The sequence below is a fragment of the Desulfovibrio gilichinskyi genome (assembly GCF_900177375.1).
In the GTDB taxonomy this organism is placed as follows: Bacteria; Desulfobacterota; Desulfovibrionia; order Desulfovibrionales; family Desulfovibrionaceae; genus Maridesulfovibrio; species Maridesulfovibrio gilichinskyi.
In genome coordinates this window covers 543,988-570,583 of record NZ_FWZU01000001.1, presented here as the reverse complement: position 1 = coordinate 570,583, position 26,596 = coordinate 543,988, and the positions used below count along the sequence as shown (strand labels likewise).

Genomic DNA, 26,596 nt, shown 5'->3' with positions numbered 1-26,596 from the left:
CTCATCCAATTTCTCAATTCGGGAGTTTTCCATAGACAACCAGCATGTCTCCCGGGCGCAACATTATTTCATCCTTGGGTGCTCCAAGGAATGTTCCATCGTTACGAGTTATAGTCACAAAACGACCACACTAAAATCAAGATTGGTTAAATTAACAAACATGATAATCCCCAACCCAAGTATTCTCCTTACTCCACTCCCAAAGCACATGCGTCTTCGCACAAAAACATCTTGCCGTTATGGCAAATTTACCATGATTAAACCCATGAGTGTAAATCAACGTCAGCTGTTCTGGGTCGGAACCAGCCTTAAAGATCTTCTCGGGCAACCTGTAGAAGTAAGGCAATGTGTAGGATACGCTCTGCATGTAGTTCAGGACGGAAGAACGCCGGAGAACGCTAAAGCGTTTAAACAAGGCGGCTCCGGTGTAATTGAAATCAGCATAGACCATGACACGGATACATTTAGAACCATGTACGTGGCTAAGCTCGATAAAGGAGTATATGTCTTGCAGTCATTTCAAATGAAATCAAAAAGCGGCAAAGCTACCCCGAAAGCCGATATTGATAAGATTCAAGCCAGATACAAAGAAACTTTGAAAGCAGATAAAGAATAAACAGAATAATTAGAGGTATCCACTATGACAATAGAAGCTGGATCAGGAAATGTGTTTGCAGACCTTGGCTTAGAACAACCGGAAGAGTTAACCTACAAGGCTAATATCATCATGGAAATTCAAAATGCCATCAAGGTTCGTGGAATCACCCAGACCATGGCGGCAGAGATTTGCGGCACAGATCAGCCGACCTTATCGAAAATATTAAGAGGAAATATTACCCTCGCAACAACAGATAGACTTTTTACTTGGCTGGTCAGACTCGGGTATATCGTTAAGATTACTTAGGTGCGCCCTTGTCCTTCTGCCAAATCCGTACAGTGTTGCGCCCCACTCCGAACAGCTTGCCGATGTTCTCCAGCCCCGTAACAATTTCAACCGGCCTGACAACCATACCATAACCGCCCCGCTTTTCCAGATCCTCAAGATACTTTACATATCCACGTATGATCTCGGACGGCTTCTGCGCGGTCACATCAATGCGCCCTTCCAGAACAGAATCAATTACACCTTGAGCAGACACAGCGAACTCAGCCGGATCCGCGTCACCTGAATAAGCATGTTCAATAAGATTCTGCCCAAGCTGCGCCACAAGCATCTGATCGACCGTTTTTAATAAGCCGATCATTAAGCGTTACTATATCTACGGGGATCTGGTCACGATGCATGGCCAGAATAGTCCGCCATAGATCCTGGTGAACTGGACTGTAAAAATGATCAGGTGATTTTAAGATAGGAAGCAGCGAATCAATATTTTGTCCACTGCTACGTAAAACAGCACCAAGAGCAGCCCTTTCAAGCTCAAGATTATTGGGAGGCGCAAGCGTACTCATTTAAGCCCCAAGCTACAGGACCTGATTTGACCGTAGCAACACGAGCTTAAACCACAATTTTTCACCTTCAAATATAACCAACAAACTCTTGAGGGGGAGAAATAAGGGCAAAACCCATAAAAAAAGCTCCCAAGACTGATGTACTAAACATCTATCTAAGGAGCTGTTTTTATTCTGGTTGGTGCGAAAGGAGAGACTCGAACTCTCACGGACTAGCCGCTGGATCCTAAATCCAGTGCGTCTACCAATTCCGCCACTCTCGCAACCAGTTTTGTCTATTATTACACGGTAATTACACTTAATCAATAAGATTGAGTTTAGAACCGCGGCGACAGAAGATGGTTAATATAGAGACCGTTAAACATTGTCAACCAAAATTACACTTTATGTTAACATTTCCTACGTTTTTGTACTTAGTTTTTCAAAAATCCGATTAAACGCTTAAGTTTTTCTTCAAGGTCTTGAAAATCCTTTCCTAAAATTCTTACAAAAGGCTCAACCCCAATATCCCCGGGATCGCAGACAACATCCACTTTGGTTACATCATCATGATGTGCAAGAGCCTCACATGTTCCCCATTCAAGATGACTTCCGATCTCTCTATTCAAGTTGTCAGGTTTATCTGCAAGATCAAACCATGCTTCAACGAAGCCGCACTTTGCAACAGCGGCTAAAATTTGATCATCATACTTAATGCCGACAGCACAGTTAATCTCGGGGTTATGTTTCCTGGCGCAAAGAACAACTTTTGCCATATGTGCTGATGCTCCGAAAGCCGGAGAACCGCCTACAATAATTTCCCCCTTGCGGGTGCATCCAATACGCCCGGTAAATGCTGCGACATCATCTATCTCAGAAGCGCAAGGAAGGGCCGCGGCAACATTCATCCGGCTCTCTGGAATTAACTTATAAAGTCCGTCCATTTTAGTCAGCCGTAATCCACATTCATGCAGATCTGACAAAACGCTCTCTTTCATACCAGTAATCAACATAGGTGCAAGGTGATTTGGAGGCCCGCCGCCTTCACCAAGGTTAAACCCGGCACGGAGGGCAAGATTCAGATATTTTTGAGCTCCTAAAATTGCGGTAACAAGATTCTGCCCTTTTGCCAGACCGGAAGCTATCGCAGCGGAAAGAGTGCATCCTGTGCCATGAGTATTTTTAGTTTTAACCCGCTGCTGCATGAAAGGAATCGGTTTTTGACCTTTAATACCAAGCCAATCCGTTGCCGCAACAGAATCAAAATGCCCGCCTTTAATCAAAACGGCTTTCGGTCCCGTTTCAAGGAGAATTTCAATTGCTTTGAATACGTCTTCACGGGTTTTAATTTCCATATCCGCAAAAAGCTCTGCTTCCGGTATGTTAGGAGTAATTAGATCAGCTAATGGAAACAATCTCTTCATTGCTTCCACTGCATCTTCCTTAAGAAGTCTTGCACCGCTGGTTGCAACGCAGACAGGATCAACAACAAGTGGAAAAGATTTGCCGGCTAAAGCCGTTGCGACAGATTTTATTATCGAAGCAGAAAACAACATACCAGTCTTTGCAGCTTTAACATTAATATCGGCACAAACCGTTTCAATCTGTAATGCGACAAATTCCGGAGTTACAGGCTCAATACCGGACACTGTAACTGTATTCTGAGCAGTAATGGCCGTAATGGCACTTGCTCCGTAACAGCCTAACATGGATATTGTTTTAAGGTCAGCTTGAATCCCGGCACCACCGCCGGAATCCGACCCGGCTATCGTTAATACACATGGAAGCGAATTCATTTTGCCTCCTTAGGCAACATATATATTTTATATAACATTTTTTTACTGCCGACTAAATTTTAATCACCTTTTAGCTGTCGACCTTCTTTCGGTCAACTGCGATGATCTGCTAATTCTAAGCCGATATGTTCAACTGAATGACGCACAATTACTAGACATAAATTTTGTAGCATGATTTAATATTACTTAACTATCCGTATAAAATTAACAACATTTAAATAAATCAGCAGTCATCTACAAGAGTCCTTTATGGCTAAACCAATTGATAAAAATCATTATGCAACCCCTGAAAATGAAGAGGCTCCTAAGCTGTTATTCAAAGATTTAATTAAATTTGATGAACTTCAGAAAATGCTTGAAGTAAGTTATAGTGCGACAGGAATGCCATCCGGAATAATAGATGCAATCACGGGGGAAGTATACGCAGATGCCGGATGGCAAAAGATATGTACAGATTTTCATAGAGTTCATCCAGAAACAAATGCCAAATGTATTGCGAGCGATACAGCCATCACTGATAAAATTAAACATGGCCAATACTTCGCTAATAAATGTCGCAATGGGCTATGGGATATAGGTGTACCGGTACATTGCATGGGCACACACATAGCCACTTTTTTTCTTGGACAATTTTTTTATATAAATGAAGAACCAGATATAAGCTTTTTTATTAATCAGGCAGAAAGATTAGGATTCGACAAAGAAAAATACCTTGAAGCTCTCGCTGAAATTCCAAGATTTACAAGAGAACAAGTACAACAAACATTAAAATACAACACTGCTCTGGCTGATTTCTTATCAGAATTAGCCTCCAGCAGTATGAAATACAAACAAGAAATTTCGCAAAGAAAGATTGCAGAAAAAGAACTTCGTAACTTACAAAACTACCTTTCCAACATAATCGATTCAATGCCCTCTGCTCTGATCGGTGTTAATCTTGATGGAATAATTACCCAATGGAACAAGGGAGCCGAACAGGTATCAAGTTTGGCATCTAAGCAGGCTGTCGGGCAGCCCTTGGAAAAAGTTCTTCCCCGACTATCCTCGGAAATGGATAAAATAAAACTTGCCATAGCAACTAGACAAAAAAAACTGGAAAGTGCCAAGCCCTGTATCATTAATAACGAAACAAAATACGAAGACCTCACTATCTATCCTTTAGTCGAAAACGGAGTTAGCGGAGCGGTAATTCGCATTGATGATGTCACGGATCGGATAAATCTGGAAAAGATGATGATTCAATCAGAAAAGATGATGTCAATTGGCGGCCTTGCGGCCGGGATGGCCCACGAAATCAATAACCCGTTAGCCGGTATTATAGGATATGCATACAATATTAAAAACCGTCTCTTTGGTGACCTTGAAAAAAACAGTGATACAGCTCAAAAGTGTAATATATCTTTGCCAAATTTACAAGAATACCTCACCCGGCGCGAAATACCACGCATGGTTGACGGTATAATCAACGCCGGGCATCGAGCGTCTTTAATCATCAGCAACGTTTTAAATTTCAGTCGTAAAAGTGAATCAAATTTTACCGAGCATAGTTTAATTGATCTTTTAGATAATACTCTGGAACTGATTGAAAACGATTACAATTTGAACAAAAAATATGATTTTAAAAAAATTGAAATTATTAAAGACTATGACCGGAACATACCTGCTATCAAATGCGAAGGTAATGAAATTCAGCAAGTACTTCTTAATATATTAAAGAACGGAGCTGAATCTATGTCGGGAAAAGAATATTCTGACGATAAGCCACGCTTTATATGCAGGATAAGTCAACAAAATGAGATAGCTATTATTGAGATAGAAGATAGTGGCACAGGTATTGGCGAACAAGATCGAAAAAGAATTTTTGAACCTTTTTATACCACAAAAGAAATTGGCAAAGGTACGGGACTGGGCCTTTCTATCTCATATTTCATTATAGTCAACCAGCATAATGGATCTCTGGAAGTACAATCAAAACCCGGTTCTTGGACTAAATTCACCATTAAACTGCCCTTTGCCGATCGAACATAGAAAGGCGTTATAAACCGACAACACTATGCTCTGCTCTTGCCAGCCTCACATCTCCTCTATATGAACAGCGGATGACAAACACAATTATCGCTTCAAAAACAAAGCAACCTGATTTTCTGCCCATGACAAGAAGAGAAATGGACAGGCTCGGATGGGATGAGCCTGATATTCTTCTCGTGTCAGGCGATAGCTATATAGATCATCCAAGTTTCGGAATCCCGCTGTTAGGCAGAGTTTTGACTGCTCATGGATATAAAGTTGCGCTTATCTGTCAACCTGACTGGAATGATACTAAACAGATCGAAGCCCTCGGCCGCCCGCGTTTATATGCCGGAGTCTCTGCCGGAGCACTTGATTCTATGGTTTCGCACTATACATCATTCCGTAAAAAAAGAAGTGATGATGCTTACACGCCCGGTGGAAAAGCCGGAGCCAGACCAAACCGTGCATGTATAATTTATACAAATCTTTTAAAAAAAGCTTTCAAAGGACTGCCTGTAATCTTAGGCGGAATTGAAGCTTCCCTGCGCCGGGTTTCGCATTTCGATTTCTGGACCGATAAAGTCCGCAAAACAATTCTTATGGACAGCAAAGCTGACCTTTTGATTTACGGCATGGGCGAACGGGCTATGCTTGAAGCTGCGGACCGACTTTCACAAGCAGCTGAACCTTCAAACAAAGTACTGCGAAATATTAACGGTACGGCGTTCATGGGTAATATTGAAGATGTTCCTGCGGATGCGGAAGTAATAAACCTACCGTCACATCAAGAGATTATCGACAATCCGCAAATGTTAATGAAAGCAACACTTCTGCTGGAAGAACAAGTTCACCACGGTAAGTCATGGGCAATTCAAAAAACAGACAACAGGCATGTCGTCATAACACCCCCGTCGCCTTACCTCACCACCGCTGAACTGGATTGGCTTTATACACTGCCGTTTGCAAGACTGCCCCACCCTACCTATGAAGGAAAGGGAAGAATCCCCGCTGCGGATATGATTGAATTCAGCATAACATCTCACCGCGGATGCGGCGGAGGATGTTCTTTCTGCTCTATTGCTATGCACCAAGGAAGGCACATTCGTTCCCGCAGTAAAAAGTCCATTTTAAATGAAGCTGCTGAAATGAATTCACATGTTGATTTCAGAGGTTCCATCTCAGACATAGGCGGCCCAAGTGCCAATATGTGGAACGCAAAATGCTCGCTTGAAAGAGATATCTGCAAGCGTAAAAGCTGCCTTGTACCAAATGTCTGTCCTAATTTTAAGTATGATCAAAAAGCGAACCTTGATCTCTTGAAACAGGTTAAAAATATTGAAGGAATAAAACATGTACGTGTTGCCAGCGGAGTAAGGTTCGATCTTGGACTTAAAGACCGCACCAGTTTGCGTGAAATATTTAAAGAATTTGTCGGAGGACAGTTAAAAGTTGCTCCCGAGCATATATCACCAGCCGTTCTGAAACATATGCGCAAACCGGATCTTCCTGTATTCGAAAGCTTTCTTGAACTTTTTAAGGCCGAATCTAGCAAAGCAGGCAAAGATCAATATGTCATTCCTTATTTGATGAGTGCATTCCCCGGCTGCACTGATGCGGATATGCGCATGCTTGCCGACTGGCTTAAATCAAAGGGCTGGTCACCTAAACAGGTACAATGCTTTATCCCGACTCCCGGGACTGTTGCCGCAGCTATGTATTACACAGGCACATCACCGGAAGGGGAACGGATCTTTGTTGCAAGGACAGATGCCCAACGTTTGAAACAGCATGGCATTCTCATTCCGGACTCAGGGCGTGACCCGAGAAGTATCCGCCATAAAGATAAACAGGATAAACCGGAAAAAACCGATTCAAAAACTAAACAAAAAGATTTTAAAGGAAATAAAAAGTTTAAAGGGAAAGGTAAAACAGAACCATTTTTCAAAAAAACTAAAAAAAATTAATCATTACCATTGGAAATGATTAATAATTAATATAATAAATAAGTGAAGAATTCATCCAAACTATTACTGCAGGTAGTATCCAATGAGCTCAGACTCTTTCGCTAATCTGTGCATCTTCCATATAATGGACGGATTGCGTGACGGACTTTCACACTTCTCACAGATAAGCCGGACAGCATTACTATACGCAATAAACCCCGGTGATCCTTTGCGTATTTATGACCCGCACGATTTATTGAGAGATCACGAACCGAAGCTGAAAGAAGTTTACATAGACTCAGATGAATGGAAAGCCGGAAGCAGACATGACGACACCTCGCGGCTTATTGAGCTAATCAGAACAAAAGATCTGACACTTGCCGGATTAATAACATGCAGTGCACGCTCCAGCAGTATATTTTACCAATGCTGGTTCACAGAACAACATCCCAACATGTGTTCAATCGGACCGACTCAAAGTTGGATGGAATATGCGGCTATGATACTTTCTCAGGATTATGCGGCGCAGAACATTTTGCGTCTTGATAGTTCTGGCCACCTTTTGCGCGAATATTCAACCCATGCTGTAAGAGATTACATTGTTGATCAGCGCAATCGAATCATGGGATGGGATACGCAACTGAGAGTTTACCCGATTCTTGATGCAGTTCTAGGGATATCCAAAACAAAGGAAGAAGGCGCATGGGCCCGCGGGGATCTTATTTTTATTGAACCGTCAGAGCTGGAAGCATTAAATTATCTGGCAAAATTCCCGGAAAATGAAAGACCGGCACTAAAAAACCATAAGCATGTCAGAAAGCTTCTGCAATCTGTAGAAAATTCCAGCAGAAAGCTGGTATCTGACGGGAAATGTGTTGTCGGTATCTCATCGTGCATACCTACAAACACCTCTATTTCCGCTAATTTCAAAGGAGAAAGAGGGATTCTGCAACTTGGACCGGAATCAGTGTGCAGTTTCGCAGATGCAACTTTTTCATCAACAAATTTCAAGCCTAATTTAGTCCAGCTCGAAGAGACTCTCCTTGAAATTCCACTTGATGCCAATGACAGACACGATTTATTTCAATTTGCAAATAAAATGGTAGCAAGCGCAACTAATCAAAGCCACGGATGCACACTGGTTTTAGATTTTAATGAAATTCCTGTAAAAATAGCCGGGCAGACTCTCGAAGAACCGCTTGATTTGCGAGATCCTGAAATTCGCGGTTTAGCCCGGTCCCTGACAAAATTGGACGGGGCAGTACATATCGGAAAAGATGTAAAAGTTTACGGGTTTGCATGCCTGCTGGACGGGAAAGCTGTTTCAGGTGAAAACAGAGGAAGAGGAGCACGGTTTAATTCTGCCCTACGCTTTACCGCGGAACATCCGAATATAATTGTAATTGTAGTTTCTTCCGACAAACCGGTTTCAATTATTCAACGCGGAGCGGAACTGACGGCAAGTTGTGATTGGACGCAGCATTTTGCCTGTGTAAGTACTCCGCCCACTCTAGAAGATTGGATTGAAGAATAAGATGAGGAGAACATTATGAATAAGCTGCTAAAATTAATATCTGTTACAGCTCTTTCCCTGCTGATTTGTGCTTCAGCTGCAACGGCAGGAGAACCTCTATTCAAAACTTATGATTTTTCAAACAAGAAAATTTCATCTGACTGGTCTACAAAAAAAACATATATTATTGCCGGCAACAGAGTTCTTGGACTATTTAATAACCGCAATAAACGATATCCGGCTCAAACGGTGCTGACGTTACAGAACATTCCAAAAAACTCCGCGGTTACAGTTAAATTTGATATGTTTTATGTAGGAAGTTGGGATTCAGAAGGAAAACTGGCTGACAGCTTTTCAGTAACCATCCCTGAAGGGGCTGAAATCATGAAACTCACCAAATTTCCATGCATTCTTGAAAATGACGATGACGAAAAACCTGTGAATAACACAGGGTTTGTAAAAGTAGGCGAAAGAGATAGAGCCTACTGGGTTGCACCGCTTTCATTCACAGTTGACCATTCAATGGTTTTAAACGGGGAACTTAAGCTTGAGTTCAAAGGTTCTCTGACAGGTCGTAAAACAGAGTTCTGGGCTTTAGATAACGTTAAAGTTTTTATAAACTGAAACAATCTAGTCAAACTTTTTAAAAATCCTGTAAGTTATCTTATAACAATAACTTACAGGATTTTTTATATTCAACAATCAAAGTTTCTCTAATATTTTAGTAAAAGGATGATCTTCTACTCTTTTAACTTCAAGGACGTCATACAATTTTTCAAGTTGCAAAACTATCTGTTCAAGCTTGCTGTCATCTTTAACAGTCAGCACCATGCGGCTCTCCTCTCCATTCCCTACAGGACCGCAGACAATTCCCTCAAGGTTAAAATTCCTCCGCGCAAAAAGCCCGGTAATCTGACTCATAACTCCGGCATGATTCCTAACCAGTAAATCTACACCATATTTACACATATCTCAGCCTCCTATCATTTCTATATTAGCGCATTCAGGTGGAACCATGGGAAGAACTTTATTTTCAATCTCTATAGGAATATTTATGACGCACGGACCGTCCTGACCAAGAATTTTACGTAAAAACAGTGACGGATTCTCCGCTTCTCCAAGATCAAAAGCAGGAACGCCGAAACCTTTTGCAATAGCTGTAAAATCAGGACTGCTTTCAAACGTGGAGGCAATATATCTTTCTCCGAAGAAAAGTTCCTGCTGCTGCCTTACAAGCCCAAGCCTATTGTTATTCATAATCAGAACTTTAACATTCAGATGATGCTCAGCAAGCGTTGCAAGTTCCTGTATATTCATTAAAAAAGAGCCATCGCCGCTGACACATACAATCCGGCTTTCAGGATTGGATAACGCCGCTCCGATTGCTGTAGGTAAGCCGAATCCCATTGTGCCGAGTCCGCCGGACGTAAGCAAAGTACGCGGTTTTCTAAATGGATATCCTTTCGCCACCCACATCTGATGCTGCCCTACATCTGTTGTGATAATAGAATTTTCGGAAAGTGATTCGCTGACAACCCGCAGCAGATTCATAGGATGGAAGGTATCATCCATATCCGGCAATATTTCGGGATTCATCAACTTTAACGAAGCAATTCGAGCACTCCATTCCATACGGATTGCTGATTCCACGCGCTCGGCAAAAACTTTAAGGGCGTGTCCGACATCACCTACAATTGCAAGGTTGGAAGACTTAATTTTATCAATTTCAGATTTATCGATATCTACATGCAAGATATCGGCATGTTTGCAGAATTCACATGTTTTTCCGACAGCTCTATCATCAAAACGCACTCCGAGAGCTATAATCAAATCGGCTTCATTCATTATCATATTAGTTGCACGCTCTCCGTGCATACCGAGCATTCCAAGACAATGAGCATCACCATGCGGATACACTCCAAGCCCCATCAAAGAAGTAACAACCGGAATTGAATTTTTATGAGCAAACCGAATTAAATTTTGTGATCCTTCAGCCGCAACAACTCCCCCGCCTGCATAAATAACGGGTCTGCGTGAATTGTTGATCATTTCAACAGCCTGACTAAGTAAATTGTCATCACACAATGAAGGTTTGCTTTTAACTCCGGCTTCAGGAAAATCATCCAGCTCAAGAATCTCACTCTGAACATTTTTCGGGATATCAATGACGACAGGGCCAGGTCGGCCGGATTCAGCAAGGCGAAAGGCTTCAGGAATAATTTGGAGTAAATCTTTAGCGGATTGAACCAGAAAATTATGTTTGGTAATAGGAATTGTCAGACCGTAAGTATCAACTTCCTGAAAAGCATCAGTACCGATTAATGAACTTGAAACCTGTCCCGTTATGGCAACAATCGGGATTGAATCAAGACTCGCATCAGCTATTGCTGTCAGCATGTTTGTAACCCCCGGACCTGAAGTCGCCATACAGACAGCAGCCTTTCCTGTCGTTCTGGCCATACCGTGAGACATAAAACCCGCCCCTTGCTCATGTCTTGCCAGAATATGTTTGATAGAACTGTTTCTGAGTGCATCATAAATTGGCAGATTAGACCCGCCCGGTATTCCGCATATGATATCTATACCCTGCCTCTCCAAAAGCCTGATAAGCAATTGCGCTCCACTGATTTCCATTTACTCACCCTCACTTGTCATAATGTCAAAAAAAAACCCCTGCAGGCATAGCCGGCAGGGGTTAGAACAACATGTGTGCGTAAACTGAAATTTACAGCATTCCCTCCGGCTTGATTATGCCTGTCACTAGGACCACAGAAATCACCACCATCACCACTAGGGTGAGGGTTGCAACGACTGATAGATTGTGATTTAGGGAAAATAAATTCATTTCAGTTTTTCTCAAATTTTCTTAAATTTATAAGTACTGGAGGAAATGTATGACAGCAGATTATCATAATCAAGTCTTTTTTATAAAAAAAATACAAACTATGATTTCAACTTGAACAAACCCACCCATCCGGTCTTATAACCGATTACATTAAACGAAAACTTAAACAAACCTGCGCAAAACAAATTAAACAGAAGCATCGGAATATCATTGTACTTAAGAAGTAGATTCCGGTCATTTTTGACTCTAAAAGGACTTTTCCTGAACCTGATATCCTGTAACTTCAATTCATATTCAGAACTGAAACCGACCTGTTCTGAACTGCCGCTGTAAAAATTTTTAATACCTTGAGGGTAATACGGTTTCTCATGATCCAGATCAAGCCAGAAATGAGGATGAACCATAGGAGTTGCAATAAGTATCAATCCATCCGGCTTTAAATATTTCAGATATCCATCGATAAATCTGATTAAATCTTCGAACTTAAAATGCTCAATAATGTGGGATAATACTAAAAAATCAAATTTAGTATCAGTATACCCTGCATCAAACTCTTCTAAAGAAACTACATTTAATCCTCGTTTATTACACTCATCAACCTGATAAATATTCTTTTCAACTCCAAGAATATTTTTAAAACCTTGCGATCGTAAAAAATCAGTCTTCCCGCCTCGGCCGCACCCGACTTCAAGAATACTCATTTCACGGTCAAGATCAGATAAAACCAATTCCCACTGAGACATTTCATGACGAGAAAAATCTTTGGTGATTTTCCGGATAGTTTTACGCAGCTCGTTACTAGCCGTTAGCATCACGAACTCCAGCAAGTTCAGCCAGATACCTGGCCGCATTCGCCGCACCGTCAAGGGAGATAGCAAACGGATCAATATTCGTTTTGAAGCATTTTTCAAGAGAACTGCGGAGCCCGTCAACAGTAACATCATCTTCAGGGAATATATCCACGACAGCCGATAGAGACTTACTTAAAGCTGCAGCATGCTCTTCCTGTTCCCCGTCTTTCATTCCACGCAGCAGCACTACAGATGGGACTCCTGCCCCCATTACATCCGTCAGGCTGTTATATCCACCGTAAATAACGGCAGACCGTGAATTTGCTAAATCTGTCAGAAAAGACGGCCCCAGCTGTTCCAGACAAATATTGGGATAGCTCTCAAAAAACTTTTTCACATCACAGACTCGCGGTTCGCGATGATTCATATAAACTTTCCATATCCCTTCCGATATATCGAAACTGCCCAAGGCTTCTGCAACCTTTTCAAGAAGAGCAAAAGTCCCGTCCCCTGACCACGGGACAGAAACAACCCCGGCAAGTTTCTTGAGTGAACAAACATCAGTTACAATCTTTTGCAATTCCTTGAACCTAGAAACATATCCTGTTTCAAACGGAATTTTATGAAAATGGCTTGAAAGTCTATCGAGTTCTAGACGGCCTGTTACGGAAGAATCGCCATACCACAATATATCCGAATATTTTTTAGTAAAAATACTTGCGGAAAGTTCAGACCAGACTTTATCAACCTCTCCTACTACAGCCCGCACTCCAAGTACCCACTTGCTATAAGTTGAACCTTCTACAGCAGGAAGTAACTCTCTGTGTTTACCTTGAGGAGTATGATCCGCCAAAATAACTTTAGGTCTATAAACATCTACCAGATCACTGATATTCTCTGCCCGGATACTACCCAGAACTTTATCTTCGATATTTGAAGGACCGAGATCGCCACAGGATTCTCCGCTTAAAATTTTAGTTTTATACGACGGCAACTTAATCCAATCCAGTTCTCCGTCACCTATAAGCTCAGCTGTAGAGCCGCATCCGGTTACCAGCAAAACTGACAAGTGCGGGAAAAGCCTGCGTACGGCCAGACCTATTGCAACACTGCGACTGACATGCCCGAGACCTCTTCCATCATGCGCATAAATCAGTATGTCTATTATTGAGCTCATCTTTTCCCCCTGTGTCTACATGTCAAAATCAACTAACAACCTTTAATATATATAAAAACCATAAACAACAAAAGACATGAAAATGGATTGCATCCAACCGGAAAACATACTAGAAAACAGCAAAGACTTGGTTGAACAATTTTAAGAAGTTACAGAATAACTTTTTTTAGTTAGATATTCCAACGATCACGGATATGCAACGCCAAATCAACTTAGTAGCTTATAAACCATGTACATTCGGTATAATTAATGAGTAAGACCTACAACATTTTGATGTATTCCCACGACACTTACGGTCTTGGACACATCCGCCGTACAATGGCAATCGCCTCACAACTTAAATGCCATGGGGTAAACATCCTGATAATTACAGGATCTCCAATAGTCGGAAGATTTGAATTCCCCGAACAGATAGATTTTGTCCGTGTTCCGGGAATGATCAAACAATCAAACGACAATTACATACCTCATTCAATAAAAATAGACCCTATTCACGCAATGTCTATCCGTCAGTCTATAATTGATGCCACTGCAAAAAGTTTTCAACCGGATCTTTTCATAGTTGATAAAGCTCCGCGCGGCCTCAAACACGAAATAATGCCGACTCTGGAATGGATGAAGCAGTACGGTAAAACCCGCACCATTCTTGGACTTCGAGACATCATGGATGATTCCAAAAGCACTACTGCGGATTGGCAGGATAAAGGTATTTATGATGTTCTTGAGAACCTTTATTCTGAAATATGGGTTTACGGACACCGTGAATATTACGACCCGATTAAAGAATACAGCATTCCAGAGTCTATCAGTAAAAAAATGGTCTTCACAGGTTATATTCCGCGAGAAATCCACGAAAGATCCTGCCCTGACACACGTAAAAACGGCAAAAAACTCGTCGTCATAACCGCCGGCGGCGGTGGTGACGGATACCCCATGATGGACGCGTATTTAAAAGCACTTGAAAAATACGGACCGCAGAATTTCCGGACAGTCATGGTTACAGGCCCTTTTATGCCGGCAGACCTGAGACATGACCTTTCTGAGCGTGCAAAAAAACTTTCAGTTACCTTCTATCATTTTTACAGAAGAATGGAAAAACTATTCAGTAATGCTGATCTTGTTGTAAGCATGGGCGGATACAATACTATTTGCGAAATTCTTTCACACAAACAGATCAGTTTGATCGTTCCTCGTGAAACCCCGAGACTTGAGCAAACCATCAGGGCCGAAGTCCTTAAAGAGCAAAACCTTGCAGACTTTATCCCCTGGCATGATTTAGGACCGGATACGATGATGGAAAAAGTAAATAATTTACTTAACAATTCCAAAATCATCCGAGAAGCTGTCTCAAATTTTAAATTCACCGGCCTTGATGTTATGCATCAACGTGTAAACGCATTCAAAGATATTTGCTAATGATAAATACAAATCAACCAGTTCTGGCTATGATCCTGAAAGGATACCCGCGTATTTCCGAAACATTCATATCCAATGAAATTCGCTTACTCGAAAAACGCGGCGTAAAAATTCATATTATCTCCATGCGTAAACCGCGTGAAGATTTTACACATAAATCTATTTCAGAGATTAAAGCCGAAGTGTCTTATCTGCCGTCAACGCTTGAGGGCTGCCTTGAAGAACTTTTCGGTTCATCAGATCAGGACGCAGGTTTAAAAGATCCGCGTTATAAAGTTGATCCTGATTTTACGGCTCGAATCGATAAAATATGGGACAACTTTAACGAAACCGGTAGTGAAGCTTCTTTTAAGCATATGCTTCAAGCTGAGTATATCGTTGAAAAGATTCTGCCCGGGTCTAATATTTTTCACATCCACGCACACTTTGCCCATTCTCCGACTTCAGTTGCGAGAAATACAAGCAGGCTTTCAGGGCTTCCGTTCAGTTTCACAGCTCACGCCAAAGATATTTATACTCAGGCTCCTGAAAAAATAACCGCTAAAATTTCTGAAGCTAAGTTTGCGGTAACGTGCACCGGATACAACTGCAAATATCTTGAGGAGATAGCTCCTAAAGGTAAACCCATTCATAAAGTCTATCATGGCATTGATCTGCGTCTTTTCACTTCAGATAAAGATTATTCATCAACTGCGCCTTATGAAATTTTCACTGTAGCAAGGTTCACTCCTAAAAAAGGTCTCCCGACAGTATTTAAGGCATTAAAAGTGCTGGCTGATAAAGGAATAGATTTTTCTTATAAAATTGTCGGTGACGGCGATGACAGAGAATCCGCACTGGCAATGATTGAAGATCTTGGTTTATCGAAGCGGTGCACATGGCTCGGAACAAAACCGCACGAAGAAGTTCTTGAACTATACCGATCAGCAGACTTGTTCGCACTGGGATGTGAAATAGCCGCCAACGGCGACAGGGACGGAATCCCTAATGTTCTTGCAGAAAGCATGGCCATGTCGGTTCCTGTAGTGGCAACCACAATATCCGGTATTCCTGAACTGATTGATAACGGCAAAACAGGGATGCTTGTTGAGCCGGGTGATTACTTGGCAATGGCTGATGCCATGGAAAAGATATTAACCGATCAAGCACTCAGACACGCCATGATTCCAGCGGCTAAACAGAAAGTTCATGATATTTTTGACAACCGTTACTGGATCAACGTATTGGCTGATGTATATGAATTATATGGGATAAAGGCCGGCGACTAGCATTTACATTACAAGGACACGCCCATATGCGAATCGCCTTTTTCGCCCCGCATAAACCTATCGATGATAAAACTCCTTCCGGAGATTTAATTATCGGTAAAAGTCTGCATGACTATCTATGTGCACATGGGCATGAAATCCTGATTGCAAGTCGCATGCGGCTTAGAAATATTACAACATCACCATCCAAATGGCCGATGCTCTACTTTGAATATAATAAAACTTTGAAGAGAGTTAAAAGTTTCAACCCTGATGTATGGCTTACATACCACAGTTACTACAAATCTCCTGACTTATTCGGTCCGGAAATTTCTACTGAATTAGGTATCCCCTACCTGATATATCAAGGTGTATTTTCCACAAAACATAGGCGTAACCTCAAGACATGGTTAGGTTTTATGGCAAACAAAACGGCTTTACTGCATGCCGATCATGTCTTTGCAAATAAAGAAATCGACCATGAAAATCTTTCCCGCATAATTCTTCCTGAAAAATTGACCAGAACACGTCCGGGGATAAATCCTGACGAATTTAAATTCTGCTTAAAAAGCAGAACCGCCATCAGGAAGACTCTTAACATAGAGAATAAACCTGTGCTTATGAGCACGGCTATGTTCCGCAGCGGAGTAAAAGAACAAAGTTTAAGAGACTTGATCCTTGCTTTTGCAAATGTTCTCAAAATAATCCCTGAAGCCAGACTGCTTATTGCCGGAGATGGCGAAGCCCGTGAGCGACTGATATCTTTGGCAAAGCAAAAAGCCGGAGATCAGATTATTTTTTTAGGTAGGATAAACCGCGAAGACCTTTTTAAATACTACAGTGCCGCTGATATTTTCGTATACCCCGGGTACAATGAAGCTCTCGGAATGGTTTATCTGGAAGCTCAAAGCATAGGATTACCAGTTATTGCATATTCGACGCGAGGCCCTAGAGAAGCTGTTGCACATGATAAAACCGGACTTTTATCTCCAGAAGGAGATATCAACTCACTTGCAAATAACATTATCAATCTTTTTAAAGATAAATCAAAACTGCAAAAAATGAATGAGTTGGCTCCCATACGTATTAAAGAACTGTTTGATCAAAACTTGAACCTGCGACATATAGAAGAAAAAATCCGACACTCAATAGTAAGGAGGTCATATTGAAACAGGTAAGAATTGCGTTAATCAGACATTCAGTTACAATCTGGAATGAAGAAAACAGAATTCAAGGCCACATGGACTCTCCGCTTACAAAGCACGGAAGGAAATTAGCTGATAAATGGAGAAAAACTCTTTCGCCTGAAACTTTTGATGCAGTAATAACAAGTGATCTGGGACGGGCGATTGAAACTGCCGAAATAATTACTCAAGGCCTTAACATACCGATCATAAAAATTCCGGGCCTGCGTGAGCAGGATTGGGGTGAGTGGTCCGGTTTAACATACAAAGAACTTGACCAAAAATGGCCCGGCATACTTTCAGCGGAAGAAGCTAAGGGATGGAACTTTCGGCCTGTCGGTGGTGAGAGTCGTGAAGAAATATCAAAAAGAGCACTGAAAGCTCTTGAAGAAGGTATTTCAAAGATAATTGATATAATTGACAATGAAACGCTCAAAGTGCTTGCTGTCATTCACGAAGGGACATTGAAATCAATCACATACAAATTGGCGGATCACGATTTTATGCCGGGAACTCCGAAACTGATCAAACGCCGAAGATTACACTGGATAAAATGGGATGGAAACTTATCCATTGATAGGCTGAACGATATTTTATGAAAATAATTCATTACTGCCAGCATGTCTTAGGCATGGGGCACTTTTTTCGCAGCCTTGAAATTTCACGGGCACTTCAAAATGAACAAGTAATTTTTGTTTCCGGCGGAACGAAACCTGCCCAACAATTACCTGATCATGTTGAATACTTTCAACTTCCCGGACTTTGCATGGATGAAAGCTTCGGCGGCCTGACTCCAACTGATGAAGGACGGGCTATAGACGAAGTAAAAGCTGACAGAATAGAAAAAATTAAGATTCTGTTTGAGCAGAAACAGCCTGACATCTTTTTAATTGAGCTGTTCCCTTTCGGACGAAAAGCATTCAGATTTGAGCTCTTACCGATTTTAGACTCAATTAAAGCCGGTCTTTATGGTAATGTAAAGGTTATCTGCTCTCTTAGAGATATTCTTGTAGAGAAAAATGACGGCGGAAAACACGAAAAACGTTGTGTAGAGACCCTGAATAAGTACTTTGATCTTTTGCTTATTCACTCTGACCCGCAGATAGCAAAACTTGATGAAACTTTTCAAGCAATGAATGATATAGCTATCCCCTATTTATACACAGGATTTGTCGCCCGCAAACCGAATAAAAATATCCGCGGTGTAATTAGAAAACAACTGGGAATCAGCACCGACGAGAAATTACTGGTTGTAAGTGCCGGCGGTGGGAAGGTAGGAGAATCATTGTTAAAAGCCGTATTTGACAGTTTTGCAGAACTCAATATTGAAAAAACTAAACTGTTAATGCTGACAGGACCATTTTTTGACAACGATAAATATGACCTTATGAAAACAGCCTCTTTATCTTTACCGAATATAACTGTAGAAAAATTTGCACCGGACTTCCCGAACCTGTTGACTGGCGCAGATGCCATGATATCTATGGCAGGCTATAACACCTGTATGGATATACTTACTACAAACATACCAAGCGCAGTTCTCCCATTTGCACAAAATAGAGAGCAGCGGATGAGAGCGGAAAAATTGGCTGAACATATTTCTCTTAAAATTATGAATGTTAACGATCTCAACAATACAAATATGAAAACGATAATCACCGATCTTTTAACCTCTGAACACTCCTCTTCAGACCATAGTATAAACCTAGACGGAGCACTTAATTCTGCCCGAGAGATACTGATGGCTGGTAAAAGATAATGTCATACCGCCCTATATCTTCTATTTGGAAAAATAATATTTCGGACCTCGTTGATACGTTTGAATCATGGTGGGAAGAACTGGAAATGCTGATTCCGGAAAAGGGATGTGACGTTTTCTTCAGAGCTGATGATATCGGGTACCCCGGGAAACAATTTTCAATGATGATCGATGTTTTCAAAAAAAACAAAGTTCCACTTGCTCTGGCAGTTGTTCCTTCATGGCTCAACGAGGACAGAGTGCAAAAAATATTTGAAAAACTAGGCCCGGACGACTTATCTCTCTGGTGTATGCACCAGCACGGCTACCGTCACACTAACCGTGAAAAAATCGGTAAAAAATTTGAATTCGGACCTTCGCGAGATTACAATAAACTTACAGCGGAAATTACTAAGGGAAAGCAAAAGCTTAATAAACTACTCGGCAACAATATGTGCCCCATATTCACTCCGCCTTGGAACCGCTGTACAAGTGAGACTATGACCTGTCTGGCAGAATTAGGTTTCATTGCTATCTCACGCTGCATTAATGTAGCCCCCTACCCTGTAGAAGGGCTCCCTGACCTTCCTATTAATATTGACCTCCACACTATTAAAGAAGAAAACCCTAAGGCTTGTATTAAAGCTTTAATGAATCAAATCGAACATGCAGTGCAAACAGATTATGCAGGTTTTATGCTGCACCACCAGCGTATGAACAAAACATCTATTAAATTTTTAGATTTTCTTTTAGCTAGAATTTCCGAAACGCCTCGACTTCGCATCCAAGATATCCGTGATATACTTCACAAATAATTTTTAGATAAATTAATACTATACATTTAATACGCTACAGTTATTCATAATTTGTATAATATTAATATATCGGCATCTTTCTATAATCAGACATTCATAACTCTTACTCATTTTCTTATACAAAATTTTATGTCAAACACCCTCTCTTAAATGTATTTTTGCTTTGCATTTAATAGAGTTTAAGGTACGAATTAAATGTATAAAATTTAAAAATGATAACTGCGAAAATTATAAGAAAGATTGATAAATATATTAATTTTCTAAATTCACAGCAGTCATATTTAATATAAACAGATTCACCAGAGACTGATAAAATGTCAAAACTTAAAAGAATCCCCTTTCAGACCCCTGGCGAGTCAACTGATATTCTGGCTCAGGTGGTATTGCCGTTCAATAAATCTTTGGAAATAAGCCTCAAAAGCATAAAATCCAGATTTTTACGAAATATGGTAACTGTGACCAGTCTTGTTCTTGCAGTATCCTTCCTCGCCTATGTTCTTATAGGTAGCGATATTTCAAACGGAATTTATAATTCTGGGCAAGCCTATCTCGTTAAAATTCTTGATAAAGCCGGTTACCAGCCAGACGGAAGTGCGAAAGAACGCTGGATTGTAATTCTTTCACTTCTCGTATGTACTGTCGGAATCATTAATGCTCAGCTTATGGCGGTCACCGAACGATTTCGTGAAATAGGTACAATGAAATGCCTCGGAGCCCTTGATAGTTTTGTCTTAAGATTATTTATACTTGAAGCTTCAATGCAAGGCGTTGTAGGATCGGTTCTCGGAGCAGTTTTCGGAGCAATCATAGCTATATTGCTCGCGATGACCAGTTATGGATGGAACGCTATTAAATATCTGCCAATCGCAGACGTCGGACTGTCAATACTGTATTCCATAGGTGTAGGTTTTGCGCTGAGCCTGATAGGTGTTTTATACCCGGCCTTGATTGCTGCACGCATGCGCCCCATTGAAGCGATGAGAGTTGAAGAATAAACCATTTTGAATTTGACTTTATAAAACTAATTAAGACAAAGGCGACATAATATGCCCGAATCACATACCATAGTCAGAGTTACCGGAGTTACTAAAAAATTCAAACTCGGATCCGTAGACGTACAGGCTCTTAAAGGTGTTGATTTAGAAATTTTCGCGGGAGAATACCTTTCGATTATGGGACCGTCAGGGTCAGGAAAATCCACCCTCTTTAATATGATAGGAGGACTTGATAAACCTACGGAAGGAAAAGTATTTATTGATGAAGTTGATATTGCACAACTGGATGCCTTTGAACTTGCGTGGCTCCGCAACCGCAAGATAGGATATATATTCCAGACATTTAACCTGATTCAGGTAATGACAGCTTTAGAAAACATCACCTTGCCGATGATTTTTGCAGGCGTTCATAACGACGCGGCTGTTACAAAAGGTATTGCACTGCTTGATCTGGTAGGACTGCATAAAAGATACAATCACAAACCGCAGGAACTTTCCGGAGGACAGCAGCAGCGCGTTGCAATCGCAAGATCTCTTGCCAACGACCCTGCTATTATTCTTGCAGACGAACCTACAGGCAACCTTGACCTTTCAACTGGTGAAGAAATTATCAAACTGATGAGTGACTTAAGCAAAGAGCGCGGTGTAACCATCATCACTGCAACCCATGACTATAAAATGCTTAATGCTTCCGACAGAGTTGTCTGGATTGAAGACGGACTGATTAAAAAAATTGAAAACAGAGACCAGCTTAATATTGAGGTTGGCCGCATCTGCACGGTATAATTTCCGGAGACCGCAATTAATGTCCACCATCAGATTAAAGATAAATCTCACACTTTGGTCAACCAGAAAATTACTGGGTGTTCTTACTGTATTATTTACCATTTCAGCTCTGGTAATCCCCGCCCCGGCTTACAGTGCATATGAACCGTTAAAGCAGACTATTACGGAATTATCTTCTTTGGGTGATCGCTCATTCGGCTCCGAGGGTGAACAAAAAGCCTCCGATTATATCGCCGCAAAATTTAAAGAATTAGGTGATGTAAAAGTAGGTAAGCACGTTTTTATTGCTCCCACTATGGTCAATTCTGCTGCGGAATTAACTATCGATAAAACCGGGGCGAAAATACAGATACGCCCTGCCAAGTTTAATGCTGTCTCACCGCCTGCAACTCCTCAAAACGGTCTTTCAGGTCCTATTATCTATGTAGGAAAAGGACGACTAGTTGATTTTACAGGGCTTCCAGTTAAGAATGCCATAGTTATCATGGACATTGAATCCGGTAAAAACTGGCTTAACGCAGCAAGTTTAGGAGCATCCGCTCTTATTTACGTGGATTCAGGCCCGACAATGAAAGGTTTTTTTGAAGAAAAACTTGAACTGTCGCCTCTTGATTTCCCGCGTTATTATATGAGCGCAACTGACGCTGAAAAGAAACTCGGCATAATCAGAGGTGGCCCGCAGACGGTTGTTGCAGATTCTGCTACCGTAAAATCCTCGGCTAAGTGGAAACGTATTACAGCAGAAAACGTCTACTGCATGATTGAAGGAACTGACCCAAAGCTCTCCGAAGAACTGGTTATTATTGAATCTTTCTATGACAGCTCATCATACATAATGGGGAACTCTCCCGGCGCGGACGAAGCTCTCTCAATAGCATCACTTATTAAAATAGGTAAAGATTTAGCTGCCAATCCTCCCAAACGCTCCATACTGCTTCTTGCCACAAGCGGACACGGTCAGTCCCTGCGCGGTATGCGTGAATTTTTCAAAGCAATCTCCGGTAAAAGCATAAGTCTGAAAAGAATTAAAGCGACGCTTAGCACCAAAAAAGACAACGCTGCTAAGATTTTGGAAGGCCTTGAATTGGACAATCCGCTTGCCACTGAAGTGGCTGCCAAAAATCCAGAACTTTTCGATCTGATGTATAAGGCTTTAAAAAATCAAGTTAAAGACGAAGTTGATATTCTTAACAAAAACCTCATGCTTATGCGCATGCAGCAAGATATTAAAAAAGAAGATATCGAAAAGGTTGATCAAAAACGCAAATTATTACGTCGCATATCATGGAAAACTGATTATTCAACTTTGCCGGCCGATGAACTTGCGGCTCTGCGTAATTTATTTCCGAAAGTTAAACAAAATGTTCAAGCAATAAAAAATGATATTAAACAGCAACTTGATTCTGCCAGAAGCGCGAGGGGCCTTCGTACAACAGTCCGATCAAAAGACCCTGTATGTTTGATATCACTTCACCTGTCCAGTCACGGTCAAGGCGTAGGCGCATTCGGGCGCGGGTGGTTTTACGATCTAAGACCCAGAGTAAATCTTTCCAGAACATTTTCTCAGGTTAACGAAATTTTAAATGACACCGCTCCAGCTGTTGAAAAAAAAATAGGAACTCACGGACTGTTTGCGGATACACTTCGACCTAACAGCTCAAAACCTTGGCAGACGTGGTTGCTTGATAAGCCTCAATTCGGAAGTGAAATCGCGACCATGGCAGGCATGTTAGGCTTTACACTTGCAACCGTTAACGATGATCGTGCGTACTGGGGAACACCTTTTGATACTATCCAGAATATAAACTGGGACGGAGTCGGTAAACAGGCTGAGCTTGTTGAAGGGCTTGTCAAAGGCATTTCAAATTCACCGGAAGTTTTAACAACAAAACCGCCTCGCAAAGGCTTTGCTCTTGTAAATGGGAAAGCCCGTTTTGTCAGACAGGGTGAACTGTTTGCTGACCAACCTGCTCCGAACGCTATTTTTATGGCATTTCAAGGCAATACAAGATTTTATTCTCTTGCTGACACTGAAGGCGACTTTAAATTCACAGGAGTTGCTTCAAGTAAACTTGTCCAGCCTAAATTGATTATTGAAGGATACAAATATAATCCAGACGGAAGGATTGTCTGGGCTATCGACAAAAAAAAGACAGGTATAAACGCATATAGACTCAAAATGATTCGTCTGGACATGGAAACAAAAGTTATCATGTTCGGTTGCACGCAAACTACCCTGTTCGATCTGCTTACTCCAAGAACCTTCAGATACATGACCAAAGTTGAAGTGCTCGACGGTTCCCGTGATGCTGCTCCCATGCATTTTTGGTACAGCCGCATCGACACCCGTTCTTCAACAATCACCAGTGTTTTTCTTGAGCCGAATGTTCCGTTAAAAATGACGCTGTCTGATTCTGTACTCAACAGGAAAATGATCCTCATCCATTCAACGCCTGCAGATCCAGCCGGAGACGGGTATAACCTGAAAGAATGGCCGATTATTCCCGCAACCGACTACAGAGCGGCCGCGGATATGTGGAATCTTCTGAAACCTAGAATTGAAAACCTCGAATCACATGGAATCATAAACCAGAGAATAAGAACGCTGGAGCAAAAGGGAACAGAAGCCCTTTCAAAAGCCAAAACAGCTTGGCAAGAACGCCGCTATAACGATTTCATGGAGAACTCACGCACGTCCTGGGCTCTGGCATCAAGAGTTTATCTGGATGTAGATCAGACTCAAAAAGATGTTCTTGTCGGAGTACTTTTCTACATCGCTCTGTTCATACCGTTTGCATACTGTATGGAACGGGTGCTCTTTTCTTTTGCCGATATCCACAAAAGAATTTTGGGATTTCTGGCGATTCTTATGGCTGTCATTGCTGTCATATATATGGTTCATCCGGCATTTCAGCTTACTTACAGTCCGGTTGTCGTTATTTTAGCCTTTTTCATTCTTGCTCTGTCCGTCATGGTCTCTTTAATTATATTTTTCCGCTTTGAAAAAGAGATGATACTGCTTCAGCAACGGGCACATAAAACCAGCACCTCTGAAATCAGTAAATGGAAAGCTTTTACTGCCGCATTTGTAATTGGTGTCAGTAACTTAAGACGCAGAAAAATCAGAACATTTCTTACATGCCTTACGCTTACAATTCTTACGTTCACTATCATGAGTTTTACAGCTGTAAAATCTCTCAGAGAGCATACTTATGTGCTTTTCAGTGACAGCAATCCTTATTCCGGCATTTTTATGAAAAATATCGGCTGGAAAGACCTGCCTAGAGAGACTCTCGGAATTGTCAGAAACGACTTCGAAGCAAACGGCATTGTCGCTCCGAGAGGATGGCTGGAACTCGAAGATAAAACCATTTCTGCTTCTACCCCTGTAAGCTTCAGGGGGAATAATGAAGAAGTTAAAGGACTGATCGGGCTAAGCTATATTGAACCGCAACTCAGCGGAATCAATCAAATTTTGGTGTCCGGTCATTGGCTGGAACCAGATAAGTCCAGACAAATTATATTGTCTAAAAAAATGGCTGACAGACTCGGAGCAAAAACAGGTGATACTCTGAATGTATGGGGAAGCCCTTTTACATTAGTAGGAATTTTTGACGGCAAGAAATTTAATGAACACACGGATCTCGACGGCGAACCGATGACTCCGGTAGTTTTCCCTTCCGCTGCGGCACAGGAATTAAGCGAAGTTGAAGCTGACGCTATTGAAGCAGGCGAAGATATTGATACCTTCCAAGGGCGATATTCACACATTCCCGGAGAAGTTACTGCAATTATTCCATATGATACTTTGATGGCAATGGGCGGTAAATTAAAAGCCGTAGCTATTGCACCTGTCGCAGGTGTTTTCTCAACCGAGACCATAAACAATCTTGTTGACCGCTACGGTCTTCCTATTTTCAGCTGTGATAATACCGGGACGTATATTTGTCAGGCTGCTGACAGCATGAACTATTCAGGGGTTTCTAACATTTTGATTCCGCTGATAATTTCAGCACTTATTGTACTGAATACTATGATTACAAGTGTATACGAGCGTAAAAAAGAAATAGCTGTATATACATCAATAGGCATGGCCCCGACTCATGTATCATTTTTATTTATTGCAGAAGCTATTGCCTTTGCCGTGATCAGTGTTGTCGCCGGTTATCTTATAGCTCAAACCGCCTCCGGTCTTTTTGCCGGAACACCTTTATGGGCAGGTATGACCGCAAACTATTCTTCCATGGCGGGAGTAGCTGCAATGGTTCTGGTTATTGCGGTAACGTTGATCTCTGTTATTTACCCCTCAAGAGTTGCTGCAAATATTGCTATTCCCGACGTAAACAGGTCATGGAAAATACCTGATTCAGGAACAGATTCAATTGAAACAACGCTTCCTTTCCTCCTCAAACACGCAGAGCAGAAAGATGCAGGCGGATTCCTGCTTGAATACCTTGAAGCTCATACCGATGTGTCGCATGGCCTGTTTTCAACTTCAGAAATTGAAGTTAACTTCAGCAACCAGAAGTTACCGGAATCGCTAAAAGAAATATCACCCGACTTTCCGGATCATATAGCGTGCTTTCAGTTTGATGTTCGTGTTTGGCTTGCACCCTTTGATTTCGGCGTAAAACAAATGATCAAACTGGAATTCAGACCATCTAAAGAATATCCGCAATTTCTTGAAACCGCGCTCATTATCAACAGAGAATCAGGTGAATCCGGGGCATGGAAAAGATTAAATAAAGACTTCATTAACGCGATAAGAAAACAATTCCTTGTCTGGCGTTCCCTTGATCCTGAAAAACAGAAAACATTTCGTGAGAAAATCCCAGAGTTGATGGCTTATGGATTTACAGGGCTCAACTTGAAGAAAACGCTTGAAGATATTTAAATTATTTAGGAAATTATC

Annotated in this window: 22 protein-coding genes and 1 tRNA gene; 15 read left to right on the top strand and 8 right to left on the bottom strand. The window is 41.4% G+C overall.

The window, feature by feature from the left end; genetic code table 11:
- Nucleotides 1-265 precede the first annotated feature (265 nt).
- Both B9N78_RS02680 and B9N78_RS02675 read left to right on the top strand, forming a co-directional pair.
- Nucleotides 266-616: a type II toxin-antitoxin system RelE/ParE family toxin gene (locus B9N78_RS02680; RefSeq protein ID WP_212637006.1), complete on the top strand. Its 351-nt coding sequence runs from the start codon at nt 266-268 to the stop codon at nt 614-616.
- A 24-nt stretch (nt 617-640) separates the two neighbouring features.
- Entirely contained in the window at nt 641-904 is a 264-nt protein-coding gene (locus B9N78_RS02675) for a helix-turn-helix domain-containing protein (RefSeq protein WP_085097915.1), read from the top strand.
- On the opposite strand, the gene B9N78_RS02670 is transcribed toward B9N78_RS02675, so the two are convergent.
- The 4 genes from B9N78_RS02670 to thiD all read right to left on the bottom strand — a co-directional run bounded on the left by B9N78_RS02670 (nt 897) and on the right by thiD (nt 3,224).
- Nucleotides 897-1,244, bottom strand: a complete 348-nt coding sequence (locus tag B9N78_RS02670; RefSeq protein ID WP_137982474.1) for a hypothetical protein — start codon at nt 1,242-1,244, stop codon at nt 897-899. The two genes, B9N78_RS02675 and B9N78_RS02670, sit on opposite strands and share 8 nt — an antisense overlap.
- Nucleotides 1,180-1,449 carry a DnaB-like helicase N-terminal domain-containing protein gene (locus tag B9N78_RS02665; protein WP_085097909.1) on the bottom strand — a complete coding sequence of 90 codons (270 nt, stop codon included), beginning with the start codon at nt 1,447-1,449 and terminating at the stop codon, nt 1,180-1,182. Before B9N78_RS02665 ends, B9N78_RS02670 begins: the two co-directional genes overlap by 65 nt.
- A 179-nt stretch (nt 1,450-1,628) precedes the next feature.
- Nucleotides 1,629-1,712, bottom strand: a tRNA-Leu gene (locus B9N78_RS02660).
- Between the two features lie 150 nt (nt 1,713-1,862).
- On the bottom strand, nt 1,863-3,224 hold the full coding sequence (gene thiD, locus B9N78_RS02655) for a bifunctional hydroxymethylpyrimidine kinase/phosphomethylpyrimidine kinase (protein WP_085097907.1): 1,362 nt from the start codon (nt 3,222-3,224) through the stop codon (nt 1,863-1,865).
- Between the two features lie 249 nt (nt 3,225-3,473).
- Here thiD and B9N78_RS02650 point away from each other — a divergent pair, with 249 nt between their 5' ends.
- From B9N78_RS02650 to B9N78_RS02635, 4 genes are all read left to right on the top strand, one after another.
- Nucleotides 3,474-5,252, top strand: a complete 1,779-nt coding sequence (locus B9N78_RS02650) for a PocR ligand-binding domain-containing protein (protein WP_085097905.1) — start codon at nt 3,474-3,476, stop codon at nt 5,250-5,252.
- A 71-nt stretch (nt 5,253-5,323) separates the two neighbouring features.
- Nucleotides 5,324-7,198: a YgiQ family radical SAM protein gene (locus tag B9N78_RS02645; protein WP_085097902.1), complete on the top strand. Its 1,875-nt coding sequence runs from the start codon at nt 5,324-5,326 to the stop codon at nt 7,196-7,198.
- An 82-nt stretch (nt 7,199-7,280) separates the two neighbouring features.
- Nucleotides 7,281-8,711 (top strand): DNA integrity scanning protein DisA nucleotide-binding domain protein, encoded by a 1,431-nt coding sequence (locus tag B9N78_RS02640; RefSeq protein ID WP_085097900.1) that lies wholly within the window; start codon nt 7,281-7,283, stop codon nt 8,709-8,711.
- Nucleotides 8,712-8,726: 15 nt separating this feature from the next.
- Nucleotides 8,727-9,314, top strand: coding sequence for a hypothetical protein (locus tag B9N78_RS02635; protein WP_085097897.1), 588 nt, complete (start codon nt 8,727-8,729; stop codon nt 9,312-9,314).
- A 78-nt stretch (nt 9,315-9,392) separates the two neighbouring features.
- On the opposite strand, the gene ilvN is transcribed toward B9N78_RS02635, so the two are convergent.
- The 4 genes from ilvN to B9N78_RS02615 all read right to left on the bottom strand — a co-directional run bounded on the left by ilvN (nt 9,393) and on the right by B9N78_RS02615 (nt 13,503).
- Nucleotides 9,393-9,659, bottom strand: coding sequence for an acetolactate synthase small subunit (ilvN, locus tag B9N78_RS02630; RefSeq protein WP_085097895.1), 267 nt, complete (start codon nt 9,657-9,659; stop codon nt 9,393-9,395).
- Between the two features lie 3 nt (nt 9,660-9,662).
- Nucleotides 9,663-11,324: a biosynthetic-type acetolactate synthase large subunit gene (gene ilvB / locus B9N78_RS02625; RefSeq protein WP_085097892.1), complete on the bottom strand. Its 1,662-nt coding sequence runs from the start codon at nt 11,322-11,324 to the stop codon at nt 9,663-9,665.
- A 309-nt stretch (nt 11,325-11,633) separates the two neighbouring features.
- Nucleotides 11,634-12,347 carry a class I SAM-dependent methyltransferase gene (locus B9N78_RS02620; protein ID WP_085097889.1) on the bottom strand — a complete coding sequence of 238 codons (714 nt, stop codon included), beginning with the start codon at nt 12,345-12,347 and terminating at the stop codon, nt 11,634-11,636.
- Complete coding sequence (locus tag B9N78_RS02615; RefSeq protein ID WP_085097886.1) at nt 12,334-13,503, bottom strand: hypothetical protein; 1,170 nt, start codon at nt 13,501-13,503, stop codon at nt 12,334-12,336. Before B9N78_RS02615 ends, B9N78_RS02620 begins: the two co-directional genes overlap by 14 nt.
- A 249-nt stretch (nt 13,504-13,752) precedes the next feature.
- Here B9N78_RS02615 and B9N78_RS02610 point away from each other — a divergent pair, with 249 nt between their 5' ends.
- From B9N78_RS02610 to B9N78_RS02570, 9 genes are all read left to right on the top strand, one after another.
- Nucleotides 13,753-14,919, top strand: coding sequence for a glycosyltransferase family protein (locus B9N78_RS02610; protein ID WP_085097883.1), 1,167 nt, complete (start codon nt 13,753-13,755; stop codon nt 14,917-14,919).
- Entirely contained in the window at nt 14,919-16,187 is a 1,269-nt protein-coding gene (locus tag B9N78_RS02605; protein WP_085097880.1) for a glycosyltransferase family 4 protein, read from the top strand. The genes B9N78_RS02610 and B9N78_RS02605 overlap by 1 nt, the downstream gene beginning before the upstream one ends.
- A gap of 26 nt (nt 16,188-16,213) precedes the next feature.
- Nucleotides 16,214-17,335: a glycosyltransferase family 4 protein gene (locus B9N78_RS02600; RefSeq protein WP_085097877.1), complete on the top strand. Its 1,122-nt coding sequence runs from the start codon at nt 16,214-16,216 to the stop codon at nt 17,333-17,335.
- Nucleotides 17,332-17,949: a histidine phosphatase family protein gene (locus tag B9N78_RS02595; protein WP_085097875.1), complete on the top strand. Its 618-nt coding sequence runs from the start codon at nt 17,332-17,334 to the stop codon at nt 17,947-17,949. Before B9N78_RS02600 ends, B9N78_RS02595 begins: the two co-directional genes overlap by 4 nt.
- Nucleotides 17,946-19,109, top strand: coding sequence for a glycosyltransferase family protein (locus tag B9N78_RS02590; protein WP_085097872.1), 1,164 nt, complete (start codon nt 17,946-17,948; stop codon nt 19,107-19,109). The genes B9N78_RS02595 and B9N78_RS02590 overlap by 4 nt, the downstream gene beginning before the upstream one ends.
- The gene (locus B9N78_RS02585) at nt 19,109-19,903 is read left to right on the top strand and encodes a polysaccharide deacetylase family protein (RefSeq protein ID WP_085097869.1); all 795 of its coding nucleotides are present in this window, start codon (nt 19,109-19,111) and stop codon (nt 19,901-19,903) included. Before B9N78_RS02590 ends, B9N78_RS02585 begins: the two co-directional genes overlap by 1 nt.
- Before the next feature lie 314 nt (nt 19,904-20,217).
- The gene (locus B9N78_RS02580) at nt 20,218-20,898 is read left to right on the top strand and encodes an ABC transporter permease (protein WP_085097867.1); all 681 of its coding nucleotides are present in this window, start codon (nt 20,218-20,220) and stop codon (nt 20,896-20,898) included.
- Nucleotides 20,899-20,949: 51 nt separating this feature from the next.
- The gene (locus B9N78_RS02575; protein ID WP_085097864.1) at nt 20,950-21,684 is read left to right on the top strand and encodes an ABC transporter ATP-binding protein; all 735 of its coding nucleotides are present in this window, start codon (nt 20,950-20,952) and stop codon (nt 21,682-21,684) included.
- Nucleotides 21,685-21,703: 19 nt separating this feature from the next.
- A complete protein-coding gene (locus B9N78_RS02570) occupies nt 21,704-26,578 on the top strand; it encodes an FtsX-like permease family protein (protein ID WP_085097861.1) in 4,875 nt (1,624 codons plus the stop codon).
- The last annotated feature ends 18 nt before the right edge of the window (nt 26,579-26,596 follow it).